Source organism: Jiangella anatolica, from assembly GCF_003236295.1.
GTDB lineage: Bacteria > Actinomycetota > Actinomycetes > Jiangellales > Jiangellaceae > Jiangella > Jiangella anatolica.
This window is the reverse complement of sequence record NZ_POTW01000044.1, coordinates 31200-51460: the sequence shown is the minus strand read 5'-3', so window position 1 is coordinate 51460 and position 20261 is coordinate 31200. Positions and strand designations below refer to the sequence as shown.

At 73.5% G+C, this 20261-nt stretch carries 17 protein-coding genes; 6 read left to right on the top strand and 11 right to left on the bottom strand.

Annotated elements, in window-relative coordinates; translation table 11 throughout:
- A partial coding sequence (locus C1I92_RS33885) for a hypothetical protein (RefSeq protein WP_199521340.1) occupies window positions 1-2214 on the top strand: 2214 nt, incomplete at its 5' end.
- A gap of 381 nt (window positions 2215-2595) precedes the next feature.
- Here C1I92_RS33885 and C1I92_RS18205 read toward each other — a convergent pair.
- A complete protein-coding gene (locus tag C1I92_RS18205) occupies window positions 2596-3162 on the bottom strand; it encodes an RNA polymerase sigma factor (protein ID WP_158564190.1) in 567 nt (188 codons plus the stop codon).
- A gap of 101 nt (window positions 3163-3263) precedes the next feature.
- Window positions 3264-5774, bottom strand: coding sequence for a LuxR C-terminal-related transcriptional regulator (locus tag C1I92_RS18200; protein ID WP_111256072.1), 2511 nt, complete (start codon window positions 5772-5774; stop codon window positions 3264-3266).
- Window positions 5775-5965: 191 nt separating this feature from the next.
- Between C1I92_RS18200 and C1I92_RS18195 the strand changes: the two genes are divergently transcribed.
- The gene (locus C1I92_RS18195; protein ID WP_111256071.1) at window positions 5966-8725 is read left to right on the top strand and encodes a helix-turn-helix transcriptional regulator; all 2760 of its coding nucleotides are present in this window, start codon (window positions 5966-5968) and stop codon (window positions 8723-8725) included.
- A gap of 166 nt (window positions 8726-8891) precedes the next feature.
- Here the strand turns inward: C1I92_RS18195 and C1I92_RS18190 are convergent, their stop codons facing one another.
- The 3 genes from C1I92_RS18190 to C1I92_RS18180 all read right to left on the bottom strand — a co-directional run bounded on the left by C1I92_RS18190 (window position 8892) and on the right by C1I92_RS18180 (window position 11097).
- The gene (locus tag C1I92_RS18190; protein ID WP_111256070.1) at window positions 8892-9614 is read right to left on the bottom strand and encodes a GAF and ANTAR domain-containing protein; all 723 of its coding nucleotides are present in this window, start codon (window positions 9612-9614) and stop codon (window positions 8892-8894) included.
- Between the two features lie 101 nt (window positions 9615-9715).
- Entirely contained in the window at window positions 9716-10492 is a 777-nt protein-coding gene (locus C1I92_RS18185) for a GAF and ANTAR domain-containing protein (protein WP_111256069.1), read from the bottom strand.
- 23 nt (window positions 10493-10515) lie between these two features.
- The gene (locus C1I92_RS18180; protein WP_111256068.1) at window positions 10516-11097 is read right to left on the bottom strand and encodes a TetR/AcrR family transcriptional regulator; all 582 of its coding nucleotides are present in this window, start codon (window positions 11095-11097) and stop codon (window positions 10516-10518) included.
- A gap of 99 nt (window positions 11098-11196) precedes the next feature.
- Between C1I92_RS18180 and C1I92_RS18175 the strand changes: the two genes are divergently transcribed.
- Window positions 11197-11874: a GAF and ANTAR domain-containing protein gene (locus tag C1I92_RS18175; protein ID WP_233507065.1), complete on the top strand. Its 678-nt coding sequence runs from the start codon at window positions 11197-11199 to the stop codon at window positions 11872-11874.
- Between the two features lie 30 nt (window positions 11875-11904).
- On the opposite strand, the gene C1I92_RS18170 is transcribed toward C1I92_RS18175, so the two are convergent.
- A complete protein-coding gene (locus C1I92_RS18170) occupies window positions 11905-12993 on the bottom strand; it encodes a baeRF2 domain-containing protein (RefSeq protein WP_111256066.1) in 1089 nt (362 codons plus the stop codon).
- 23 nt (window positions 12994-13016) lie between these two features.
- Complete coding sequence (locus C1I92_RS18165) at window positions 13017-13310, bottom strand: hypothetical protein (protein WP_111256065.1); 294 nt, start codon at window positions 13308-13310, stop codon at window positions 13017-13019.
- A gap of 92 nt (window positions 13311-13402) precedes the next feature.
- Between C1I92_RS18165 and C1I92_RS18160 the strand changes: the two genes are divergently transcribed.
- Together C1I92_RS18160 and C1I92_RS18155 are read left to right on the top strand one after the other, a co-directional pair.
- The gene (locus C1I92_RS18160; protein ID WP_111256064.1) at window positions 13403-13726 is read left to right on the top strand and encodes a plasmid stabilization protein; all 324 of its coding nucleotides are present in this window, start codon (window positions 13403-13405) and stop codon (window positions 13724-13726) included.
- Window positions 13727-13901: 175 nt separating this feature from the next.
- On the top strand, window positions 13902-14483 hold the full coding sequence (locus C1I92_RS18155) for a G5 domain-containing protein (RefSeq protein ID WP_199521339.1): 582 nt from the start codon (window positions 13902-13904) through the stop codon (window positions 14481-14483).
- Between the two features lie 25 nt (window positions 14484-14508).
- On the opposite strand, the gene C1I92_RS18150 is transcribed toward C1I92_RS18155, so the two are convergent.
- Window positions 14509-16005 (bottom strand): MFS transporter, encoded by a 1497-nt coding sequence (locus C1I92_RS18150; RefSeq protein ID WP_111256062.1) that lies wholly within the window; start codon window positions 16003-16005, stop codon window positions 14509-14511.
- Window positions 16006-16160: 155 nt separating this feature from the next.
- Between C1I92_RS18150 and C1I92_RS18145 the strand changes: the two genes are divergently transcribed.
- Window positions 16161-17054, top strand: a complete 894-nt coding sequence (locus C1I92_RS18145) for a LysR substrate-binding domain-containing protein (protein WP_111256061.1) — start codon at window positions 16161-16163, stop codon at window positions 17052-17054.
- Here the strand turns inward: C1I92_RS18145 and C1I92_RS18140 are convergent, their stop codons facing one another.
- The 3 genes from C1I92_RS18140 to C1I92_RS18130 are packed head-to-tail and all read right to left on the bottom strand — an operon-like array spanning window position 17055 to window position 20232.
- Complete coding sequence (locus tag C1I92_RS18140; RefSeq protein WP_111256060.1) at window positions 17055-17846, bottom strand: ABC transporter permease; 792 nt, start codon at window positions 17844-17846, stop codon at window positions 17055-17057. It abuts the gene before it with no gap.
- Window positions 17843-19306 (bottom strand): DUF1349 domain-containing protein, encoded by a 1464-nt coding sequence (locus tag C1I92_RS18135; protein ID WP_111256059.1) that lies wholly within the window; start codon window positions 19304-19306, stop codon window positions 17843-17845. Before C1I92_RS18135 ends, C1I92_RS18140 begins: the two co-directional genes overlap by 4 nt.
- Window positions 19303-20232 (bottom strand): ABC transporter ATP-binding protein, encoded by a 930-nt coding sequence (locus C1I92_RS18130; RefSeq protein ID WP_111256058.1) that lies wholly within the window; start codon window positions 20230-20232, stop codon window positions 19303-19305. Before C1I92_RS18130 ends, C1I92_RS18135 begins: the two co-directional genes overlap by 4 nt.
- Between the last annotated feature and the right edge of the window lie 29 nt (window positions 20233-20261).

The following is a 20261-nucleotide window of genomic DNA, read 5'->3' as shown; positions in this document are numbered from 1 at the left end:
GCCCAGCCCGACCCGTCGGACTGCACGCTGGCCGGCGGCGAGGGTGAAGAGGGCACGGGGCTCTACAACGACGCCAACTCGTCGTTCAACGGGTACCCGGACACCGACACCGAGTGCCGTGAGGTCGGCCAGCCGACGCACGTGAAGTCGCTCATCTCGGCCACGCCGATCGGCAACGGCCAGTGGGAGATCGTCTACGGCATCGACGTGACGAACAAGGGCGTCCAGGCGACGTCGTACGACCTGTCGGACGAGCTGCACTTCACCGACCAGGTCACCATCGTGTCCGCCGACGTGACCGCGTCGCCGGCCGAGGCCACGCTGTTCGACCCGCCGTGGAACGGGCAGGACCAGCTGGTCATCACCGAGGGTGTCCCGCTCCTGGGCACCGACGACGAGGGCTACGCGCCGCACCACTACGAGCTGACGGTGATCGCGGAAGCGCCGCTGCAGCTCGTGCCCGGTGAGGGTGACGCGGACCCGACGGCGTGCCCGGCGGAGGGTGAGGACCCGACGACGGACACGGCGTTCAACAACACGTCGACGCTGACCGACGAGTCGGGCCTGACCGAGGACGACCAGGCCTGCGCGCCGCTGCCGTCGATCGACATCGAGAAGACGATCAGCAGCGGGCCGACCGCCAACGGCGACGGCACGTGGACGATCACCTACGACCTGGTCGCGTCGAACACGGGCGCGGGTGACGGCGACTACACCATCAGTGACCAGCTCCGGTACGGCGAGGGCATCGTCGTCGAGTCCTCCGACGTCATCACGACGCCGGAAGGCGTCACCGCGCTGGACACCTGGACCGGCCAGGGGCCGGAGGGCGACCCGGTCAACGTCATCGCCGAGGATGTGCCTCTCGCCGCCGGCGGGGTGCACACCTACCAGGTGCAGGTGGTCTTCTCGCTGGACGAGGAGACGCTGACCGAGGAGTCGATGACCTGCCCCGAGCCGGACTCCGGCGAGAACGGCGGGCTGGCCAACAGCACCGGCATCGAGCACAACGACCTGACCGATGACGACGAGGCGTGCCTCTCGCTCGGTGAGCCGGACCTCGACAAGGAGCTGGTCTCCGCGGAGCCGGTCGACGACGGCCAGTGGCAGGTCGTCTACCAGCTCACGGTGAACAACCTGCTGCCGGGCGAGACCACCTACGACCTCGAGGACGAGCTGCTGTTCGGCGACACCGTCGAGGTCGACTACGCCGAGGTCACGGACTACCCCGAGGGCGTGGACGTGAACGAGGACTGGGACGGTCTCGAGGACACCGTCATCGCGACGGACGTGACGCTGCCGGGGATGAACGACGAGGGCTACGCGCCGCACGTCTACACCATCACCGTCGTCGCCGACGTCCCCGCGTCGTTCGAGGTGGACGACGACGGCAACACTGCGGCGGCGTGTGCGGGTGAGCCCGGCGACAACTGGGAGAACGGCGGTCTGAACAACGGCGCCACCCTCACCACCGAGGGCGGCGACGAGGTCACCGACACCGACTGCGCCGACCTGCCGTCGATCCACCTGGACAAGACGATCGCGTCCGGTCCGACGTCGACCGGCACGAACGCCTACACCATCACCTACCAGCTGGAGGTGCTCAACGACGGCGCCGCCGCCGGGGACTACGTCCTCAGCGACCAGTTCTACTTCGGCGCCGGCATCGAGGTCGTCGACGTGACCCCGTCGAACACCGAACCGGGTGACATCCCGGTGCTGGACACGTTCACCGGCCAGGGTGAGGAGCCCGACGCGCCGGAGAACGCGATCACCGGTGACGTCACGATCGACGTGGGCGCGACGCACACCTACGAGGTGACGGTCGCGGTCACGGTCGACCCGGCCACGGCGACCGCCGAGTCGGTCCAGTGCGCGGACAACCCGGGTGCTGGTGAGACCGGTGGGCTGGCCAACGTGGGGCTGCTCGACCACAACGGCCACGACCTGGACGCGGACGCCTGCGCCCCGGTCGACCCGCCGACGCCGCCGCAGACGCCTCCGGGCAACCCGCCGGGCAACCCGCCGGGCAACCCGCCGGGCGACGACGACGATGACGACGACAACAACGGTGGCGACGACGACCTCGCCGACACCGGCAGCGGGATGTCGGCGCTGCTGTTGCTGGCCGGTGGCCTGCTGATCATCGTCGGCGGCACCGCCCTCGTCGTCACCCGCCGGCGGTCGGCCGGGACGGGAGGTCTGACCGGCTGACGCACGACCGCGGGGCCGGCGCCAGCTAGCCGGCCCCGCGGCGCACTGCTCGCAAACGACCAGGTGACCCGGTGCCCCGCCGTCACGGCGGTGGCGGTTGGGTCACCTGATCGTTTTCCTGAAGACGATCAGGTGACGTAGCTCCTGCCACTGGCCGCGCACTGCGGGCAAACGATCAGGTGACCTGGCGGCCCTCGTCGCGTCGGTTGGGTCACCTGATCGTTTCGCGTCCGCATGCTGGAGACGATCAGGTGACGAGTCGGCCGGGCTGGCGGTGTGAACGTCACCTGATCGTTCTCCCGAAGTGGATCAGGTGACGAAGCGTCGGCCAGGGCTCCGCGGTGTCAGCGCCGCCGGCGGCGCGGCGACCGGCCAAGGGGGTCAGGCGTCGGCGGTGGTGGACTCCAGGTAGGCGGCGCGCAGCGCCTTGCGGGCGCGGGCGGCCAGGCTGGAGACGGCGTTCGGCGTCATCGACATCCGGGAGCCGAGCTCCGCCGGGGAGTATCGCTCGACGTCGACCAGCCAGAGGACGTGGCGCCAGCGGGCCGGCAGGCTGGCCAGGGCGGTCGCGACCCGGCTGGCGTCGCCGGCCGCGCCGGAGCCGTCGAGCGGACGGCCGAGCAGGGCGTCCCAGGCGGCCGGGTCCTGGATGGCGACAACGCGGCCGCGGGCGCTCGAATGGCGGTAGGCCAGCCGCTTCACCGTCGACAGCACGTAGCCGGGGAACGACGAGCGCGGCCCGCGGCCGGCCCGGACGGCGTTCAGGACCAGGCAGAACGTCTCCTGGACCAGGTCGTCCGCCGCGTGCCGGTCGCGCACGATGTGCTGGGCAGCGCGGTGGGCCATCGGCGCGGTCCGCTCGTAGAGGAGACCGAAGGCGTGGTCGTCGCCGTCGTGGGCCCGGTCCAGCAGGATCGCGAACTCCTGGTGATCCCACTCATCGCTCATGACGAAGAAACTGGTGGCAGCGGGGTCCCTGCCGCGTCGGCAGTCCCCGCATACCTTGCTAGGGGGAATCACGAGCATGCGGCGAAACCGCCATGAAGGGGTCAGTGCGCGGACGGCAGGATCGCCAGCGCCCGCGCCACCGTGACGGCCTCGTAGCGGTCGGCCGCGCCGAGCTTGCGGTACAGCGAGCGGGCCGTCGTCTTGAGCGTGTTGCCCGAGATGTACATCGACTTGGCGATCTCGCTGAGCGTGTCCGGACCGTCCAGCGACAGCAGCACCTCGGTCTCGCGCTCGGACAGCGCGGGCGGCCCGGCGGTGTTCGCGCGGTGCAGTGCGGCCAGCTCGACCGCCAGCGTGCTCAGCGGCCCCGACGGCGGCAGCTGCAACTCTCCGCCGATCAGCCCCGAACGCAGCGCCGGCGGCAGCAGCAACGGCCGCCGGGCGCCGGTGCGCTCGACGAGAGCGAGCAGCTGGTGCACGTCGCCCTCGGCGGTGACGCCGCGCTGCAGGGCCGACTCGACGTGCAGGGCGTAGACGTCGGCGCGGACGGTGAGCGGGACGGCGGACAGGTCGCCGAGCGCGGCCAGCTCACGGCCGGCCGCCAGCGGGTCGTCGGCGGCCAGGAGTGCCCGGGCCCGCGCCACCGCCAGCAGCGCGGCGTGCCGCGGCGGCGCGACCGCGGAATCCAGCACCTGCACGGCCGCCTTCGGGTCGGCACGGGCCAGCAGCGCGTACGAGCGGGCGATCGCCGCGAGCAGCCGGTTGAGCGGCAGCCGGTTGGTGGCGTAGTCGTCGCCGGTGAGCAGCTCGGCGTGCCCGGCGGCGGTCCGGTCGCCGGACAGCAGCGCGAGCATCGACCACGCGTGCGCCAGCCGGGCCGCCGGCGGGACGACGTCGCGGTCGACGCGGCGCTGCGCCTGGTGCAGCCGCTCGGCCACGCCGGTGGTGCGCCCGTGCTCCAGGTCCAGCGCACCGCGGGTGAGGTGCACGTGGTCGGTGAACTGGTTCTCCGTCCAGCCGTGCCGGCGGGCCAGCTCCGTCGCCGACCGCGACTGCCGGGTCGCGCCGGTGAGGTCGCCACGCAGCAGCGACGTGTACGCGCGCAGCGCCTCGCTGTTCGCCTCGTGCCAGGCGATGCCGTGGTGCCGGGCCTGGGTCGCGGCGTGGCCGAGGATGGCCTCGGCGGCGTCGAGGTCGCCGGTGGCCAGCCGGTTCGCGCCGGTCTGCCAGTCGAAGTAGACGACGCGGTCCAGGTGCTCGCGCCGCTCGTCGTCGGTGGCCGCCTCGATCAGCGCCCGCCCGCTGCGTTCGACGGCGACGGCGGCGGCGGCGTCGCCGCGGGCCCGCGCCAGCACGATCTGGAAGCACCGGATGGTCAGCAGCGTGCCACTGAGCCGGTGCTGGTCGACCAGCCGGTCGGCCTGTGCCACCCGGCGGGCGAACGTCTCCAGGTCCGGCGGCGGCGCGACCGCGGCGATCGCCGTCAACAGCAACAGCACGGGGTCGGTGGCGACGACGTCGTCGGGCAGCGTGTTCACCGCGGGCAGCAGATCGTCGAACTGGCCGCGGGCGACCGCCGGCTCCCAGCTGGCCCGGACGACGCTGCCGGCCGTCGCCTTGTCCAGTGCGGTGTCGACGACCAGCGGCAGGGCGTCGGTGGTGCGGCCGCGGGCGACGAGCAGCCGGACGGCGCGCGTCACCAGCTCGGCGCGCCGGCCCGGGCGCTCCAGGTCGAGCTGGGCGAGCAGGCTGCGGCGGACCGGGTGCGGCAGCCGCCAGTGTCCGTCGTCGGACGCGGGCAGGAGCCGGCCGGCCGTCGCCCACCGGTCGATCAGCGCGGCCGGGCCGTCGGGAGCGACTCCGAGCTGGTCGGCCAGCAGCAGCGTCAGCACGGTCGCGTCGAACCGGGGCGCGGCGGACGCGTCGGTGAGCAGCGCCCGGTCGGCCGGGCTCAGGTCGCCGAGGACCTCGAGGCGGACGAACCGGTCGATGAGGTCGGTCAGCATCCGCTCCGACAGCGTGGCGTCGGCCCGCCGGGACCGCAGCCACGCAACCACCAGCGCCGGCCAGCCGTCCGTGGTCTGCTCCAGGTCGGCGCGGTCGTCCGGCTCCAGCGCGACCCGGAACCGGGTGGCCAGCTGCTGGATCTCGGCGGCGTCGAACATCAGCTCGGGCAGGCCGACGAGGTGGATGGAGCCGTCGAGCAGCCGGTCGGCGGTCACCCAGCTCGGCGGGGTGCGGGTGCTCAGCAGCAGCCGGGTGTCGTGGTCGCGCACGGCTCGCAGCGCGGCGCGCACGCCGTCGCCGTCGGGGTCGGTGACGCCGTCGAGCAGGATCGCCGGCGGGTCGGCGGCGTCGTCGGCCACCGCGTGCGCCAGGATCTCCTCGACCATCGCGCCCAGGTCGGCGGCGGCCGGGTCGACCCGGGCCACCCGGCCGGGACCGAGCCGGCGGGCGACGTCGTCGAGCAAGAGCGACTTACCCAGCCCGGGCGGGCCCTGGACGACGACGATCGGCGCGGCATCAGGCCTGGCCAGTGGGTCGGAGAGGCGGCGGCGGGACAGGATGGGCCGCGGTCCGGCCCGCCGGCGGTCGCCGTCGGCACCCTGCATTCTGTTGTCTCTCCTGCCTCCCGCCCAAGGACGATCCTAGACTCACCCCTCACCTCACCCCATGATCCACCCCCGCTGGCCCGTCAGCAGTGTCGGCCTTTGCCGTCATGACAGGGTGCCGGACCGCGAGACTGGTGGTGAAGATCGCGATGGGGGGCCCGGCGATGGTGATCGCAGGGTGAGGGGAACGGGTGGACAAGGAAGAACGCGACCCATTGATCGGTCGTGACGGTGAACAGGCCAGGATCCGGGAGGTCCTGCTGAGGTTGGCGGCCGGCGAGGGGGGCGCGGTCGTCGTGGAGGGCCCGGACGGGGTCGGCAAGAGCGCGCTGGTGCGTGCCGTGTCCGACGACGCACGCGCCGGGCGGCTCACGGGCCTGGACGAGGTGACGGTGTCGGCGGTGGTGGCCGCCGAGTCAGAACGCGGCTGGCCGTTCTCGGGACTGCATCTGGTGCTGTCGGCCGTGGTCGGCTCGCTGGAGCCCGAGCAGCAGCGGCAGGCGGCCCGGCTGGTGGACGAGCTGACCACGGAGCTGGACCAGACCGCGTCGGCGTACGAGATCGCGGTCCAGGTGCAGCCGCTGGTCAGCCGGGTGCGGCGGCCGCTGGTGATCGTCATCGACGACGCGCACCGGCTGGACCCGCAGTCGCTGGAGGTGATGGGCTTCGTCGCCCGCCGCGTCGGCACGTCGCCGCTGGTGTTCCTGATCGTCGTCGACACCGCCGACCGGGTGCCGCCGCTGCGCGGGCTGCCGGTGATCCGGCTGGGTGAGCTGCCGCAGACCGACGCGACCGAGCTGGTCCGCCGGGCGGCCGGGTCGCACACGCTGCACAGCGTCGCGGCCCGCATCGCGACGCGCGTCGGCGGCAACCCGCGCGCGCTGCTCGACGTCGTCGGCCGGATCCCGGACGTGCAGCTGCTCGGCCAGGTCGAGCTGGACCGGCATCTGCCGCACTCCCCTGTGCTGCAGGCGCTGCAGCTGCCCGAGCTGGCCTCGCTCGACGACGACCAGCGCTTCGCGCTGCTGGTGGCGACCGGCAGCGAGGACCACCGCCTCGCGCCGGTGCTGAACGCGCTCGGCTCGCCGGACGCGCCGCACGTCGCCTGGCTGTTCGCCGAGCACCTGAACCGGTCCGACGGGACGTTCACCCTGCAGCGTCCGGCCGTCCGGTCGATCATCTGGCAGGCCGCGACCATGGCCGAGCGCGACGCCGCACACCAGGCGCTGGCCGCCGCCTACGCCGACTCCGACCCGGGCCGGCAGCTCTGGCACCTGGCCCAGACCCGGCACGAGCACGACGACGACCTGGCCACCCGGCTGGAGCGGGTGGCGGCGGAGTCGTTGGTCCGCGGCGAGGTGGAGCGCTCGCTGGCGTTCGCCCGCGAGGCGGTCCGGCTGACGTCGAAGCCGGGGGAGCGGATCGGGCGGCTGTTGCAGGCCGGCCGGTTCGCCGTTCTCGCCGGGCGGCTGGACGAGGCCGTGCACATCGCCCGCGAGCGGTTCCGCCTGGACACGACGCCACAGCAGCGGGCCGACTTCGCGCTGCTGGAGGTGCGCGCCCGCAACCTGCTCGACGGCGAGGTGGCGACCGGCCTGGTCAGCCGGCACGTCGAAGAGGTCGCGCCGATCGACCCGACCCGTGCGGCCGCGCTGGACCTGGCCGCCGCGCACGGGCTGGCCGGGCGGATGGAGCAGGCCGAGGCGGCCCGGTTCCTGGCGCTGGCCGAGCGGTTCGAGGACGACTTCGATGCCGCGACCCGGGCCGCGCATCGCCGCACGGCCGCGTTGCTGGCGTCGGTCAGCGGCGAGCTGGACCGCGGCGTCGAACTGGTCGAGGCCGACACCGACGGCGGCGAGGACCTGTTCGGCGAGGCCGAGACGAACCTGCTGCACGCGACCGTGCTGGTCCGGGCCGAGCGGTACGGACAGGCGCGGCGGCTGCTGCGCGCCGTCACCAGTGGCCAGTTCGGCGACTCGCCGCTGCTGCTGCGGGCGGCGCTGGCCGGTCTGGTCCAGCTGGAGCTGCGGGCCGGCCGGCTGCGCGAGGCGGCCGAGGCAGCGGCCGCCTGGGACCGCGTCGACGCCGACAGCGCCCACCGCGCGCTGGTCCCGGCCTACATGATCCGGGCCAACGCCTACCTGGGCGAGGACGAGGCCGCGTGGGACCGCCGCCGCCAGTCGATCGAGGGGTCGCGGCGCCACGGCGACTCCTGGGCGACCGCCGTCATGCAGGCCGAGACCGGCGCGTTCCTGCTGCTGCTCGGCCGGTTCGACGAGGCGATGTCGGTGCTCGACCACGCCCGCCGGTACGCGCTGGAGCACGCCGACCCGTCCATCCTCGCCGTCGAGCCGGACTACATCGAGGCCTGTGTGCGCAGCGGCGAGCTGGGCCGGGCCCGGGCCGCGCTGGCCGAGTTCGAGCTGCGGGCGGACCGGGTCCCGACGGCGTGGGCGCGGCACACGGTCGCCCGCTGCCGGGCGCTGGTCAGCGAGGGCGAGGAGGCGCTGACGCTGTTCGGCGAGGCGGTCGAGACGGCGCCGGACACGGTGTCGCCGGTCGAGCAGGCCCGCACGCTGCTCTGCTTCGGCGAGCGGCTGCGTCGCCTCGGGCGCCGCACCGAGGCGCGATCCTGGCTGCAGCGCACCGTCGTGCTGGCGCAGGAGAGCGGTGCGATCGCACTGGCCGGACGGGCCGGGCAGGAGCTCGGCGCGGCCGGCGGGCCGGTCCCGCCGACGACCCGGCTGGCCGACCTCACCGACGCCGAGCAGCGGATCGCGACGCTGGTCGCCAGCGGACGGCGCAACCGCGAGATCGCCGCCGAGCTGTTCGTGTCCGTCCGCACCGTCGAGGCGCACCTGGGCCGGATCTTCCGCAAGCTCGGCATCCGCTCGCGCACCGAGCTGACCGGCATCGTCGTCGCCGGAACCGACGACGACGGGCTGGGGTGAGGCGGCCGGAGAAATTCTTCGGATTGCCGCGTGCTGATGCGGTCCGCTCGTGCCTCCTAAAGAGTGACGGGTGCAGGCGCAGGGCCGAAACATCCGTCTACGGGGGAATCGGCACTCCGCTCCCCGGCGAAGCCCCCCTTCCCGGGAGCGGAGTGGCCGTTCTCGCTCACTCGCCGCGCGCGTCGGGCAGCGCCCGCGTGCGCACGACGCCGGCCGCCACCTGGCTGAGCTTGACGTTGTTGTCGCGCGAGTAGCGGCGCAGCAGCTCGAAGGACTGGGTGGCGTCCAGGCCGTACCGCTCCATCAGGATGCCCTGGGCCAGCCCGATCTGGTACCTGGCGTCGATGGCCTCGCGCAGCGTGGAGGACCGGCGCGCGTCGACGATCGCGATGGCGGCGTGCCGCAGCAGCAGCCGGGCCACCGCGAGGTGCCGGTCGGCCGGCTGCTCGGGCAGGGTCCAGAGCACGACGAGGGCGCCGGAGTAGTGCGGGCCGAGCTCCAGGGGCAGCGCCAGCAGGCTGCGGAAGCCGGCGTCGGCCACGGCGTCCTGCCAGCGCGGCCAGCGCGGCTCGGTGGCGATGTCGTCGACGATGACCGGCGCCCGGGCGGTCAGCGCCGCCGGCGACGGCCCTTCGGCCAGCTCGAGCTGCGCTCGGTCGGCCCGCTCGGCGCGGTCGCTGCTCGCCACCGTCAGCTCGTGCGCGCCGCGCCGGCCCAGCAACGTGAGGCTGGCGGCGTCGCCACCGATGATGTCGACGCCCTGCTCGACGACGGCGGTGACCGTCGAGTGGACGTCGGGCTGCAGGTAGAGCCGCGCGGCTGCCTCGGCCAGTTGCCGGGTGAGGAGCTCCGGCTCGGGTTCGGGGAGCGCCTCGGACGGCGTGTCCATGATGACCTCGGTACGTCGGTCAGTGCGCGGCGAGACCGCCGCCGGCTGACCTCTTAACCGGAGACCGCCAGGGTACGGACCGATATCGGCGAAAACAACTCCTACGCGCTGTCGTCGAGAGCCGGTGTCGCGTAGCGACGGAACGTCGCCGACTGGACCGCCGGCCGGCCCGACACCTTGGCCACGATCCGTTCGGCGACCGTGCGCAGCTTGAGGTTGTTGTTCTGCGAGTGGGCGCGCAGCAGAGCGAACGCCTGGTCGGCTGTGCACCGCTGCTGCGCCATCAGGATGCCGACGGCCTGGTCGATGACGCTGCGGGTGGCCAGCGCCTGCTCCAGCTGGCCGGTCAGCTCGGCATCGCGCGCCTGCCGCAGCGCGAGCGTCAGCGCCGTCGACGCCTGCACGGCGAACGTCTCGGCCCGGCGCCGGTTCCGCTCGTCGAAGGCGCCCGGCCGGTCGAAGTCGTAGAGGTTCATCGCGCCGACGACGTCGCCGTTCACCGTCAGCGGCAGGCTCAGCGACGACCGGACGCCGAGCGCGACGGCGTGGACGCGGTACTCCGGCCAGCGCGGGTCGGACTCCTGGTCGGTGACCTCGACCACCTCGCCGGTCGCGAGCGAGTGGACGCAGGGGCCCCAGCCGCCGGCGTACTGGCCCTCGTCGACCTCCGCGGCCCGGGGGTCGCTGCTGACCACCGTGCGCGGCCGGCCGTCGTAGCTGGTGGTGATGCCGCAGGAGGCGGGCGGCTCGACGAGGGCGGCGGCCAGCTTGGCCAGCTCGGTGAGGAACTCCTCGACCTGTGGCGCGTCGAGCAGCAGGTTGTGCACGGCGCCGAGCAACTCGGTGAGGTCACGGCCTTCCGGCCCGTCGTCGATCATCTCGTCGCCCCCCGTGGCGCTGGTCAGCGGTAGTGCTCGATGAGTCCGGCAGCCATCGCCTTGGCCCGGCGCGCGGCGTCGACGTCGCCCTCGAGTGCGGCGATGACCGAGCCCTTCATGAGGATCTGCCAGGACCGGGCGAACTCCTCGGGCTCGCGCAGCCCCGCCTCGGAGGCGCGGCCGCTGACGATCGCGCGGAGGTTGGCCAGATGCCGGATGCTGGCCTGCCCCAGCGGGTGCGAGCGGCCCATCTCGAGCAGCACCGTGATGAAGGTGATGCCGTCGAAGTCGTCGCCGCGGAACCACTCGTCGAACACGTCGAAGATGGCCAGCAGCCGCTCCTCCGGGGTGCTGCCGCGTTTCTCCGACTCGGCCTCGACCAGGCCGATGGTCCACTCCTGCTCCCGGCGCTCCAGGAACGCCAGGACCAGATCGTTCTTGGATGGGAAGTGCTTGTAGAACGTCGCCTTGGCCACGTGCGAGCGCTCGATGACCTCGTCGACGCCGACGCCGAGCACACCTCGCCGGGCGAACAGCCGGTAGCTGGTCGCCAGGATGCGTTCCCTCGCGTTCGGCGAGGCGCCGGCGGAATCCGGAGCCTGCATGACGATCGACCATACCCGTTGACACGGCTTCTTGTGGAGAGGTAGACAGAACCGTCTGTACATTTCTTTTCGGATCGCGACGAGAGGTGAGTGACGGCCATGGACCTCGGCCCGACGTCCGAGCTCGCCGACGCGGCCGCCGGCCTGTACGGCGAGCCCGACGTTCCGAGCACCGTACGCAGCGTTCTCGACTACGCGCTGACGCTGACCGGCGGCGACGGCGTCGCCGTCATGCTCCGCCAGGGTGGCCGGCCGGCAGTGCTGTCGGCCAGCAGCCCGGCCGCTGAGCGGGCCGACCGGGCCCAGCTCAGCTGCGCCGAAGGCCCCGGCCTGCAAGCGATGTCCGAACGCGACGCCGTCGTGGTCGACGACGTCGACGACGACCCGCGCTGGCGCGGCTGGAGCCGGCCGGTCCGCGAGCTGGGATTCCGCAGCGTGCTGTCGCTGTCGCTCGGCACCACCCGGTCGTCGGTGGGCGCGCTGAGCGTCTACTCGGCGAAGGTGGGCGCGTTCGACGGCGAGCGGGCCGAGCTCGGCCGTTGCTATGCCCAGCACGCGTCCGTCGCGCTCGCGTCGGCCCGGCACACGTCTGGGCTGCGCCGGGCGATGGACGAGCGGCACGCGATCGGCCAGGCGCAGGGCGTGCTGATGGAGCGGCACGGCATCGACGCCGCCCAGGCGTTCGCGCTGCTGCGCAGCAGCGCCCGCGATCACGGCGTCAAGCTCAGCGAACGCGCCGAGCAGATCATCGCGTCGCGCCCGGCCGACGTCGGCTGAGGCCGGCGTCGGCCGGGTCGTCAGCCGCCGTCAGCTCGGCGCGTCCCAGCGCAGCAGCGCGGCGATGCCGTCGTCGGGCAGCACCTTCGGTGCGGTGAAGACGGCTTCGGCGCCGGTGGCGGCGGCCGCGGCGAGCACCAGCAGGTCGGACCGGACCGCGGGCGCGGTGTGCACGCCGTCGGGCAGCGGCAGGTACGGGTGGTCGGCCGGGCGCACGGTCACGTCCGCCGCCCGGTCCCGGTCCAGCACGACGGTGTCGACGCCGGCCTGGACGGTCATCGTCAGCACGTCGGCCAGCCCGACGGCGACGGCGTAGTGCCGGCCGAGGTGCTCCTCCAGCCGGGCGGCGGCCTGCTCGCGGCGTGCGGCCACCGTCCGCTCCGCGACGGCGGCGACCTCGGCGGCGAACGCCTCGTTCCGGGCGCCGTCGGCGCGGCTGCCGCGCTCGACCTCGACCACCTGCTCCGCGATGTGCGGCGACAGCCCGGCGCGGACGTCGTGCCGGGCGCGCGGGTCGCCGGCCAGCACGATCAGCGGCGGCTCGGATCCGGCCAGCCGCTCCAGCTCGGACACGACCGCCCGCGCGTTGAACCGCCACTGCTCGTCGGTCCGCCCCTGCAGGTCGGCCCGGGCCAGGCCGCCGTCGGGCACCTTGGAGAGGTTCTCGGTGCTGCCGTCGACGGTGTGGACGGTGCTGGGAGCGCGCCCCCACGCGGTGCTGTGATGCAGGTCGGCGCCGACGTGGTCGGCCAGGACGACGATCGCCGGCACGTCGCACTCCCGGTAGGCCAGCCACGCGGTCGCGTCGGGCAGCGGGCCCCACGTCAGCACCTCGGGACCGGTCCACCCCGGCAGCGTCTCGTCGACCACCACGCCGTCGCGCCCCGCCACGACGTACCGCGCCGTGTCGCCCGGCATCCCCGTCGGCTCCAGCAGCCGCTCGACCACCTCCTCCGCGACGTCGTCCGGCGCTCCGAACGCCGCCAGCTCCGTCCGGGCCGCCCGGCCGCGCAACAGCAGCTGCTGCCGTGCGTCCTCCGTCGTCCGGCTGACGTCGAGCAGGGCGCTGGCGAAGGGCCCGGGGTGGTCGAGGATGCGGGTGAGGGGATGCAGTCGCATCGTGTCTCCTCGTGCAATGGGGGTCAGCGGTCGTTCTCGATGTGCATGCCGGTGACGCCGTCGCCGGCGGTGGACGGCTCGTCGGCCGTCGTCTCGGTGTCGGGCTCCTCCGCGGCCAGCCGGTCCTCCAGCGTCCGCTCGGACTCGTCCTCGAACAGGGCGGGCGTCGGCGCGTCCACCGGGACGGCACGGCCCTCCGGTTCCGGGATGTCGTCGACGGGTCGCAGGTCATCGGCGATCTCGGGCACGCCCGCCTCCTCCTGCGTCGCGCCGGGGTCGCGGTTGTAGCCGTCGTCTGGATCGTTCGGGTCACTCATGCCGTGCTGCTACCCGGCCTGCCCGGCGGCAAACCGGGTCGGATGCTCCGGCCGCGACGGGGTACGGGCCCGAGTGACGGAGGTGATTCCGTATGCCGAGACAGTGGAGCGACAAACGCGAACGGCAGTACGAGCACATCAAGGAAGGTCTCGAGGACCGCGACTACAGCGAGGACCGCGCCGAGGAGATCGCCGCGCGCACCGTCAACAAGGAGCGGGCGAGGTCCGGCGAGGCTCGCGAGAAGAGCCGCTCGTCCACCGACGACATCTCGTCCGGCCGGCGTGGCGGACTGCGCTCCGGCAAGGGCCCAGGTGGGCGGACGAAGCAGCAGCTCTACAACGAGGCCAAGGAGAAGGGCATCAAGGGCCGCTCCAAGATGACGAAGAAGCAGCTGGAGAAGGCGGTCGGCCGCTGAGTTCCACCCAGCCCGCCGGGTCGACGCTCGAGGGTCGCGTCGGCCCGGCGCCCGCCCGTGTTGACGGCCGGTCGCGGCGGGCGTAGCCTCGCGGCTTCCCAGTGACGTGCAGGGGGGCCGGGGGGCCATGGGTACTGGTGCAACACGCCTGCGTACAGGCGTTTTCGTTCTTGTGTTGACTGCGGCCGCGTGCGGCTCCGGCGACGACTCCGGGGACCGGCCGGCGCCGCTCGCCGCCGCCCCGTCGTCGGCAGCGGCGGCCACACCGTCGGCCACGCCGTCCGCCACGCCGACGCCGGTCGTGACCGTCGAGACCGTGACGCAGACCGAGGCGGTCCCGTTCGAACGGGTCACCGTCGAGGACGCCACGATGGACCTCGGGACGTCCGCAGTGACCACCGCCGGGGTCGAGGGTGTGCGGACGCTGACCTACGAGGTCACGCTCACCGACGGCGTCGAGACCGATCGGGCGCTGGTCGGCGACGAGGTCACGGCGGCGCCGGTGGACGAGGTGACGTCGATCGGGACGTACGAGCCGCCGCCCGAGCCCGAGGACGAGTCGGTCGCGCTGGTGGCGCCGCCGGCGGGCGACGAGTGCGACCCGAACTACAGCGGCTGCGTGCCGATCGACACCGACGTCGACTGCGCCGGCGGCAGTGGCAACGGCCCGTCCTACGCCGACGGGCCGGTCACCGTCACCGGCGAGGACATCTACGGCCTCGACTCCGACGACGACGGGGTCGGCTGCGAGCCGTAGCCGCCCCGTCGCCGCGGATCGCTCGTCAGTGCGTCCGGCCGGTTCGGGTGTGGTGACGGGGGTGCGCCGTCCGGCCCGGCACGGCGCGGGGCTGCCGCCGTCGCCGTCGCTCCGCCGGGTGCGTCTGCCGGGACCGGTCCCGCAGGCCCCGGCTGAGCAGGCCCGACGGCAGCGACACGGCCGCCGGCGGCACCGCGTCGCGCGGGACGACGTACAGGACGCCGCGCCCGGGCCGGTCGCGCAGGATGAGCCGGGTGGTGAGCCGGCCCTTCCGCGCGAGCACCGCGCCGACGATGATGGCGCCCAGCAGCGGACCGGCGCCGCTGGTGACCATCGCGATGTGCGCGCCGTGCTCGTGCGCGATCCAGCCGATCAGCGTGCCGGAGCCGGCCTGTGCGCCGAACAGCACCAGGATGTACAGCGCCATGACCCGGCCGCGCATCGTGCCGGCGACCGCCGTCTGGACCAGCGTGTTGCCGCCGGTCAGGTACAGCAGCGAGACGGCGCCGACGCCGACCAGCACGGCGCAGAACAGCGGCAGCGAGCCGATCATGCCGGCCACCATCTGCAGCACACCCAGGACCCCGGCCGTGTACACGAGCGTGCGCAGCCGCAGGCTCTTGCGCCGGGTCGAGGCCAGCGCACCGGCGACGGCGCCGGCGGCCAGGCACGAGTTCAGCAGGCCGTAGCCCGCGGACCCGATGTCGAACACGTCGTCGGCGTAGGCGGCCAGGACGGTGGCGAGGTTGATGCCGGTGATCGCGACGAAGCCGACCAGCACGACCGACCACAGGATGACCGGCTTCTCGCCGACGTAGCGAAGGCCCTCGCGCAGCTGGCCGCGGGTGCGGGACAGCGCCGGCGCGGCGGACAGCTCCGACGCGCGCATCGCCACGAGCAACACGACGGCGATGACGCCGGCCATGGCGTTGACGATGAACGACCAGCCCTCGCCGACCAGCGCGATGCCGACGGCGGCCAGCGCCGGCCCGACCAGCGCGCCGAGCTGGAACACCGTCGAGTTGATGCTGATCGCGTTGCGCAGGTGCTGGTGCCCGGCGACCTCCGGCACGAACGCCTGCCGGGTCGGGTTGTCGACGACGATCGCCAGGCCCATGAACGCGGCGGCGGCCAGCACGTGCCACGGGCGGATCAGGCCGGTCAGCGTCAGCACGCCGAGCACCAGCGCGGACAGCGCGAACAGCGACTGCGTGATCATCAGCAGCTTGCGCTTGTCGAACCGGTCGGCGACGACGCCGCCCCACAGGCCGAACACGAGCATCGGGGCGAGCTGCAGGCTGACGGTGAGCCCCACCCAGGCGACGTTCCCGGTGAGGCCGAGGATGAGCCAGTCCTGCGCGACGCGCTGCATCCAGCCGCACGTGTTGGTCAGGATCTGGGAGATGACGTAGAGGCGGTAGTTGCGGACCCGCAGCGAGGCGAACGTGTCGCGCCAGTGCGAGCGGCGGGTATCTGAGTCGGCTGGTGAGGACGGGTGAAGGGCGACAGGCGCCGGTCTCACGGTGGCGTTCCTTGTGACGGTGCGGACGGTTGGCGTGCGGCGGTCCCGCCACGGGGTGGCAGGACCGTGTTCAACGTTAGGTGCTGATCATCGATTCTTCTAACGAATAGCGGCTATAAATGTCATCAGGAAACGCAATGACTGCGAGGTGACCCGTGTTCGATCCCGTACATCTGCGGACATTCCTGGCGGTGGCGTCGACGTTGAACTTCACCCAGGCGGCGTCGCAGCTGGGCATCAGCCAGCCGAGCGTCAGCCAGCACATCCGCCGGCTGGAGGAGGCGGCCGGCCGGCAGCTGCTGCTGCGCGACACCCGCGTCGTCACGCTCACCGACAACGGCGAGGCGATGGCCGGCTTCGCCCGCTCGATCCTCGCCGCCCACGACGAGGCGGCCAGCTACTTCACCGGGACGGCGATGCGCGGCCGGCTCCGCTTCGGCGCGGCCGACGACCTCGCGCTGGCCCAGCTACCCGCCGTCCTGCGGGCGTTCCGGCAGCTGCATCCGCGGATCAACCTGGAGCTGACGGTCACCCAGACCCGCACGCTGATGCGCCGGCTGGAGGCCAACCAGCTCGACCTCGTCTACATCAAGGAGTTCCCCGACGAGACCGTCGGCCGGGTCGTGCGCCGGGACCGGCTGGTGTGGATCGGCCTGCCCGGCACCCAGGTCCGGCCGGACGAGCCGATCCCGCTGATCACCTACACCGCGCCGTCGGTCAGCCGGGTGACGGCACTACGGGTGCTGGCCGAGTCCGGCCGCAGCTGGAAGATCACCTGCAAGACGCTGGAGGTCAACGGAGTGCTCGCCGCGGCCCGCGCCGGCATCGGCGTCGCGGTCTTCCCCAGCAGCCTCGTCCCCGCCGACCTCCAGCCGTTGCCCGCGTCGGTCGGCCTGCCCGAGCTCGGCGACATCGACTTCACCCTGCTGTCGAACCCGCGCTCACCCGTCGAACCCGTCGAGGCCCTGACCTCGGCCATCCTCGGCCAGCCCTTCCCTGCTCGACCCGCCGCGCCGCCACCCACCTCGCCGGCTCGGGCGGCGCCGTGATCAGCCCGCGTCGCGGGCGCGGAACAAAGCCGCGGCGCAGACCAGGGTCACGGCCGCGTAGCCGGCCAGCACACCGAGCCCGGCCCACGGCTGGATCGGCAGCCGATCCAAGCCGGTGGTCGCCTGGATCGCCAGTCCCGCCGACGACGGCGACCAGCGCTGCAACTGCTCCTGCCAGGCGGGGTCGGAGACGAACCGTACGAGCAGCGGGACGGCGTACAGCACCGTGAGCGCGGCTGTGAGGGCGGCGGCCGTGCCGCGGACGATCGTCGCGATGCCCACGCCGATCACCGCCACCAATCCCAGGTACAGCACGGTGCCCGCGGCGGCCCGGAGGGTTGGTCCATCGGCCAGCGAGAGCGGCGCGTAGCCGTCGGCGGCCGTGAAGCCGTTCGACGGCAGGATCACCCGCGCCGCGAGCACCGACCCGGCCACGCCGGGGACCGCCGCCGCGAGCACCGTCGCCGTCACCACCGCCACCTTGCCCGTCAGCACCAGTAGCCGGGACGGCGTCGCGGCGAGCGTGCTGCGGATGAGGGCACTGGCGTACTCGTTCGTCACCGCCAGGACGGCGAGCACCGCCACAGCGGCCTGCCCGAGCCAGACGCCGGTGAGGCTGATCCTCGCCGTGTCCTCCGCGCACGTCGTGGGCGTCGGGCAGTACTCGGTGTCGAGGGAGGCGACGGCTGCCGTGCCGAGCGCGACGGTCAGCGCCACCACGGCGGCGACCAGCCAGGCGGTGCTCGGAACGGTGCGCAGCTTCGTCCACTCCGCCCGCAGGATGCGGCTCACGCGTCCCGTCCGCGCAACGACCGTGCCGCCAGCACCACCGCGACGGTCGCGTAGAGGCACAGCACCCCGAACCCGGCCCACGGCCCGACCATCGCCCACGGTTCCACCAGTCCGGCGGTCGGCTCCTTGGTCCGCTGGATCGCCAGCGCGCCGGCCGGCGTCAGGCGCATGATCCACTCCGCGGTGCCTGGCGGCAGCGCGGAGGCCACCAGGATCGGCAGCACCACCAGCATCACCACGCCCGTGATGGCGCCCGCGCTGTGCCGGGTGACGATCCCGGCCGCGAGCGCGAACACCGCGATGATCGCCAGCATCGCCGCCGTCCCCACCACAGCGCGCAGCACCGGCCCGTCGAGCAGCGACGGCTCGGGGAAGGCGGGAGGGGCGAACCCCGCGTCACGCAGCAGCGGCCGGGTCAGCAGGAACGCCGCCACGGCCGCGACCAGGCCGGCGACGAACGTGACACTGCCGATGACAACCGCCTTCGCCGCCAGGACCTGCCCTCGACGAGGGGTCACCGCGAACGTCGTGCGGATCAGCGAGCGCCGGTACTCCGAGGTCGCGCACAGTACGGCGACCGCGACCACCACCATGAGCCCGACGACCGCGCCGAAGAGGCCGATCTGCACGGGGTCGTCGTCGGGGGGATCGGGACCGATGTCGCCGGAGCCGGTGACCGTGAGGGTGCCCCCGGCCCGGGTGACCCCGCCCTCCATCGCCTGCCCGATGTCGTCGCCGGTCCACCGCTCGGGATCGGCCGCGTCGCCCGCGTCGACGGCGAGTTCCTCGAACGTGGCGTGGCCGATCGTCGCCGTCTCGCCGACCGAGGTGCTGCCCGCCTGGCGTTCCACCCGCATTTCTGGTGGCGAGGCCACGAACGCCCCGACCTCGGCGGTCTCGAGCAGTCCGCGCACCCGGACGGTGCCGATCTCCGTCCACTCGGCTCCGTCGGCCGACTCGTAGGCGGTGACCTCGGCGCCGGAGCGGTCCAGGCGCAACCATCGGGGCGCGCCGCCATCGCCGCCGGCGATATCGGTGTCGTAGTCCGCGCGCAGCCGCACGCCGTGGGCGGGGGTGACCATGACGGCGGCGTACGCAGACCCGGGGGTGGTCCCGTCCTTGATCATCAGGCCGGCCATGGCCCCGTCATGGCTGGCGTCCTGGTCGGTCACCTGCACCGTGACGCTGCCGTCGCCGGTCATCGGACCGTGCACGAAGTGGAACGCGTCGGAGACGAGGTCGCCGTCCGGCCCGGTTACGAGTTCGGAAGCCTCGTTGGCGTCGCTGCCGCTCCCGCTAGCGGCGAGCAGCGACACCAGCACCGTCACCGCCACCGCGGCGACCATGCCGGCCACCCAGCCGGGTACCGACCGGAACTTGGTCCACTCCGCGTGGACCAGCCGGGCGAATCCGGCGACGTGCTCGGCTCGCGGCCGCGCGGGCCGCAGGGTCGCGGTCACGACGCATCCCGCACGGGTGCGGCGGTGAACTCGCCGGCGCCGCGGGTGAGCTCCATGTAGGCCTCCTCGAGCGAGGCCCGGTGCGCCGCGACCTCGCTGAACGGCAGCCCGTGCTCGGTGAGCAGAGCGATCACCCGCTCGGTGGGCAGGCCGGCGACGGTGACCGTCTCGCGGCCGGTGGCCGTCACGGTCGCGCCCGCGGTGGCCAGCACGGTCATCGCCTCGGACCGGTGCGACGTGCGCAGCGCGACCCGGCCGCCGGACGCCGCCGCGAGCAGCGTGCCGACGCCGGTCTCGGTGACCAGCCGGCCCCGTCCGATGACGACCAGGTGGTCGGCGGTGTCCTCCAGTTCGCCCATGAGGTGACTGGAGACGAGGACGGCGCGGCCCTGGGCGGCCAGCGAGCGCAGGAGCTCGCGGATCCACCGGATGCCGTCGGGGTCCAGCCCGTTGACCGGCTCATCGAACATCAGGATCGGCGGGTCGCCGAGCAGGGCGGCGGCGATGCCGAGGCGCTGTCGCATGCCGAGCGAGAACCCGCCGGCCGGGCGGTGGGCCGCCGACTCCAGCCCGACCATGCCGAGTACCTCGTCGACGCGGCGCCGGGGGAGGCCGCTCGCCTGCGCCATCCAGAGCAGGTGGTCGGCGGCCCGCCGGGGCGGGTGGACGGCGGCCGCGTCGAGCAGCGCACCGACGTGGCGCAGCGGGGAGCGCAGCGACCGGTACGGCCGTCCGCCGACCAGCGCGGTGCCCTCGTCCGGCGCGTCGAGCCCGAGGACGATGCGCATCGTCGTCGACTTGCCGGCGCCGTTGGGGCCGACGAACCCCGTGACCCGGCCGGGCGGGACAGTGAACGACAGCCCGTCGACCGCGAGGGTCGATCCGTAGCGTTTGCGGAGGTCACGCACCTTGATGTCGGCGTCCATGGGTGAAGGCTAGGCAGCGCGGGCCGGCC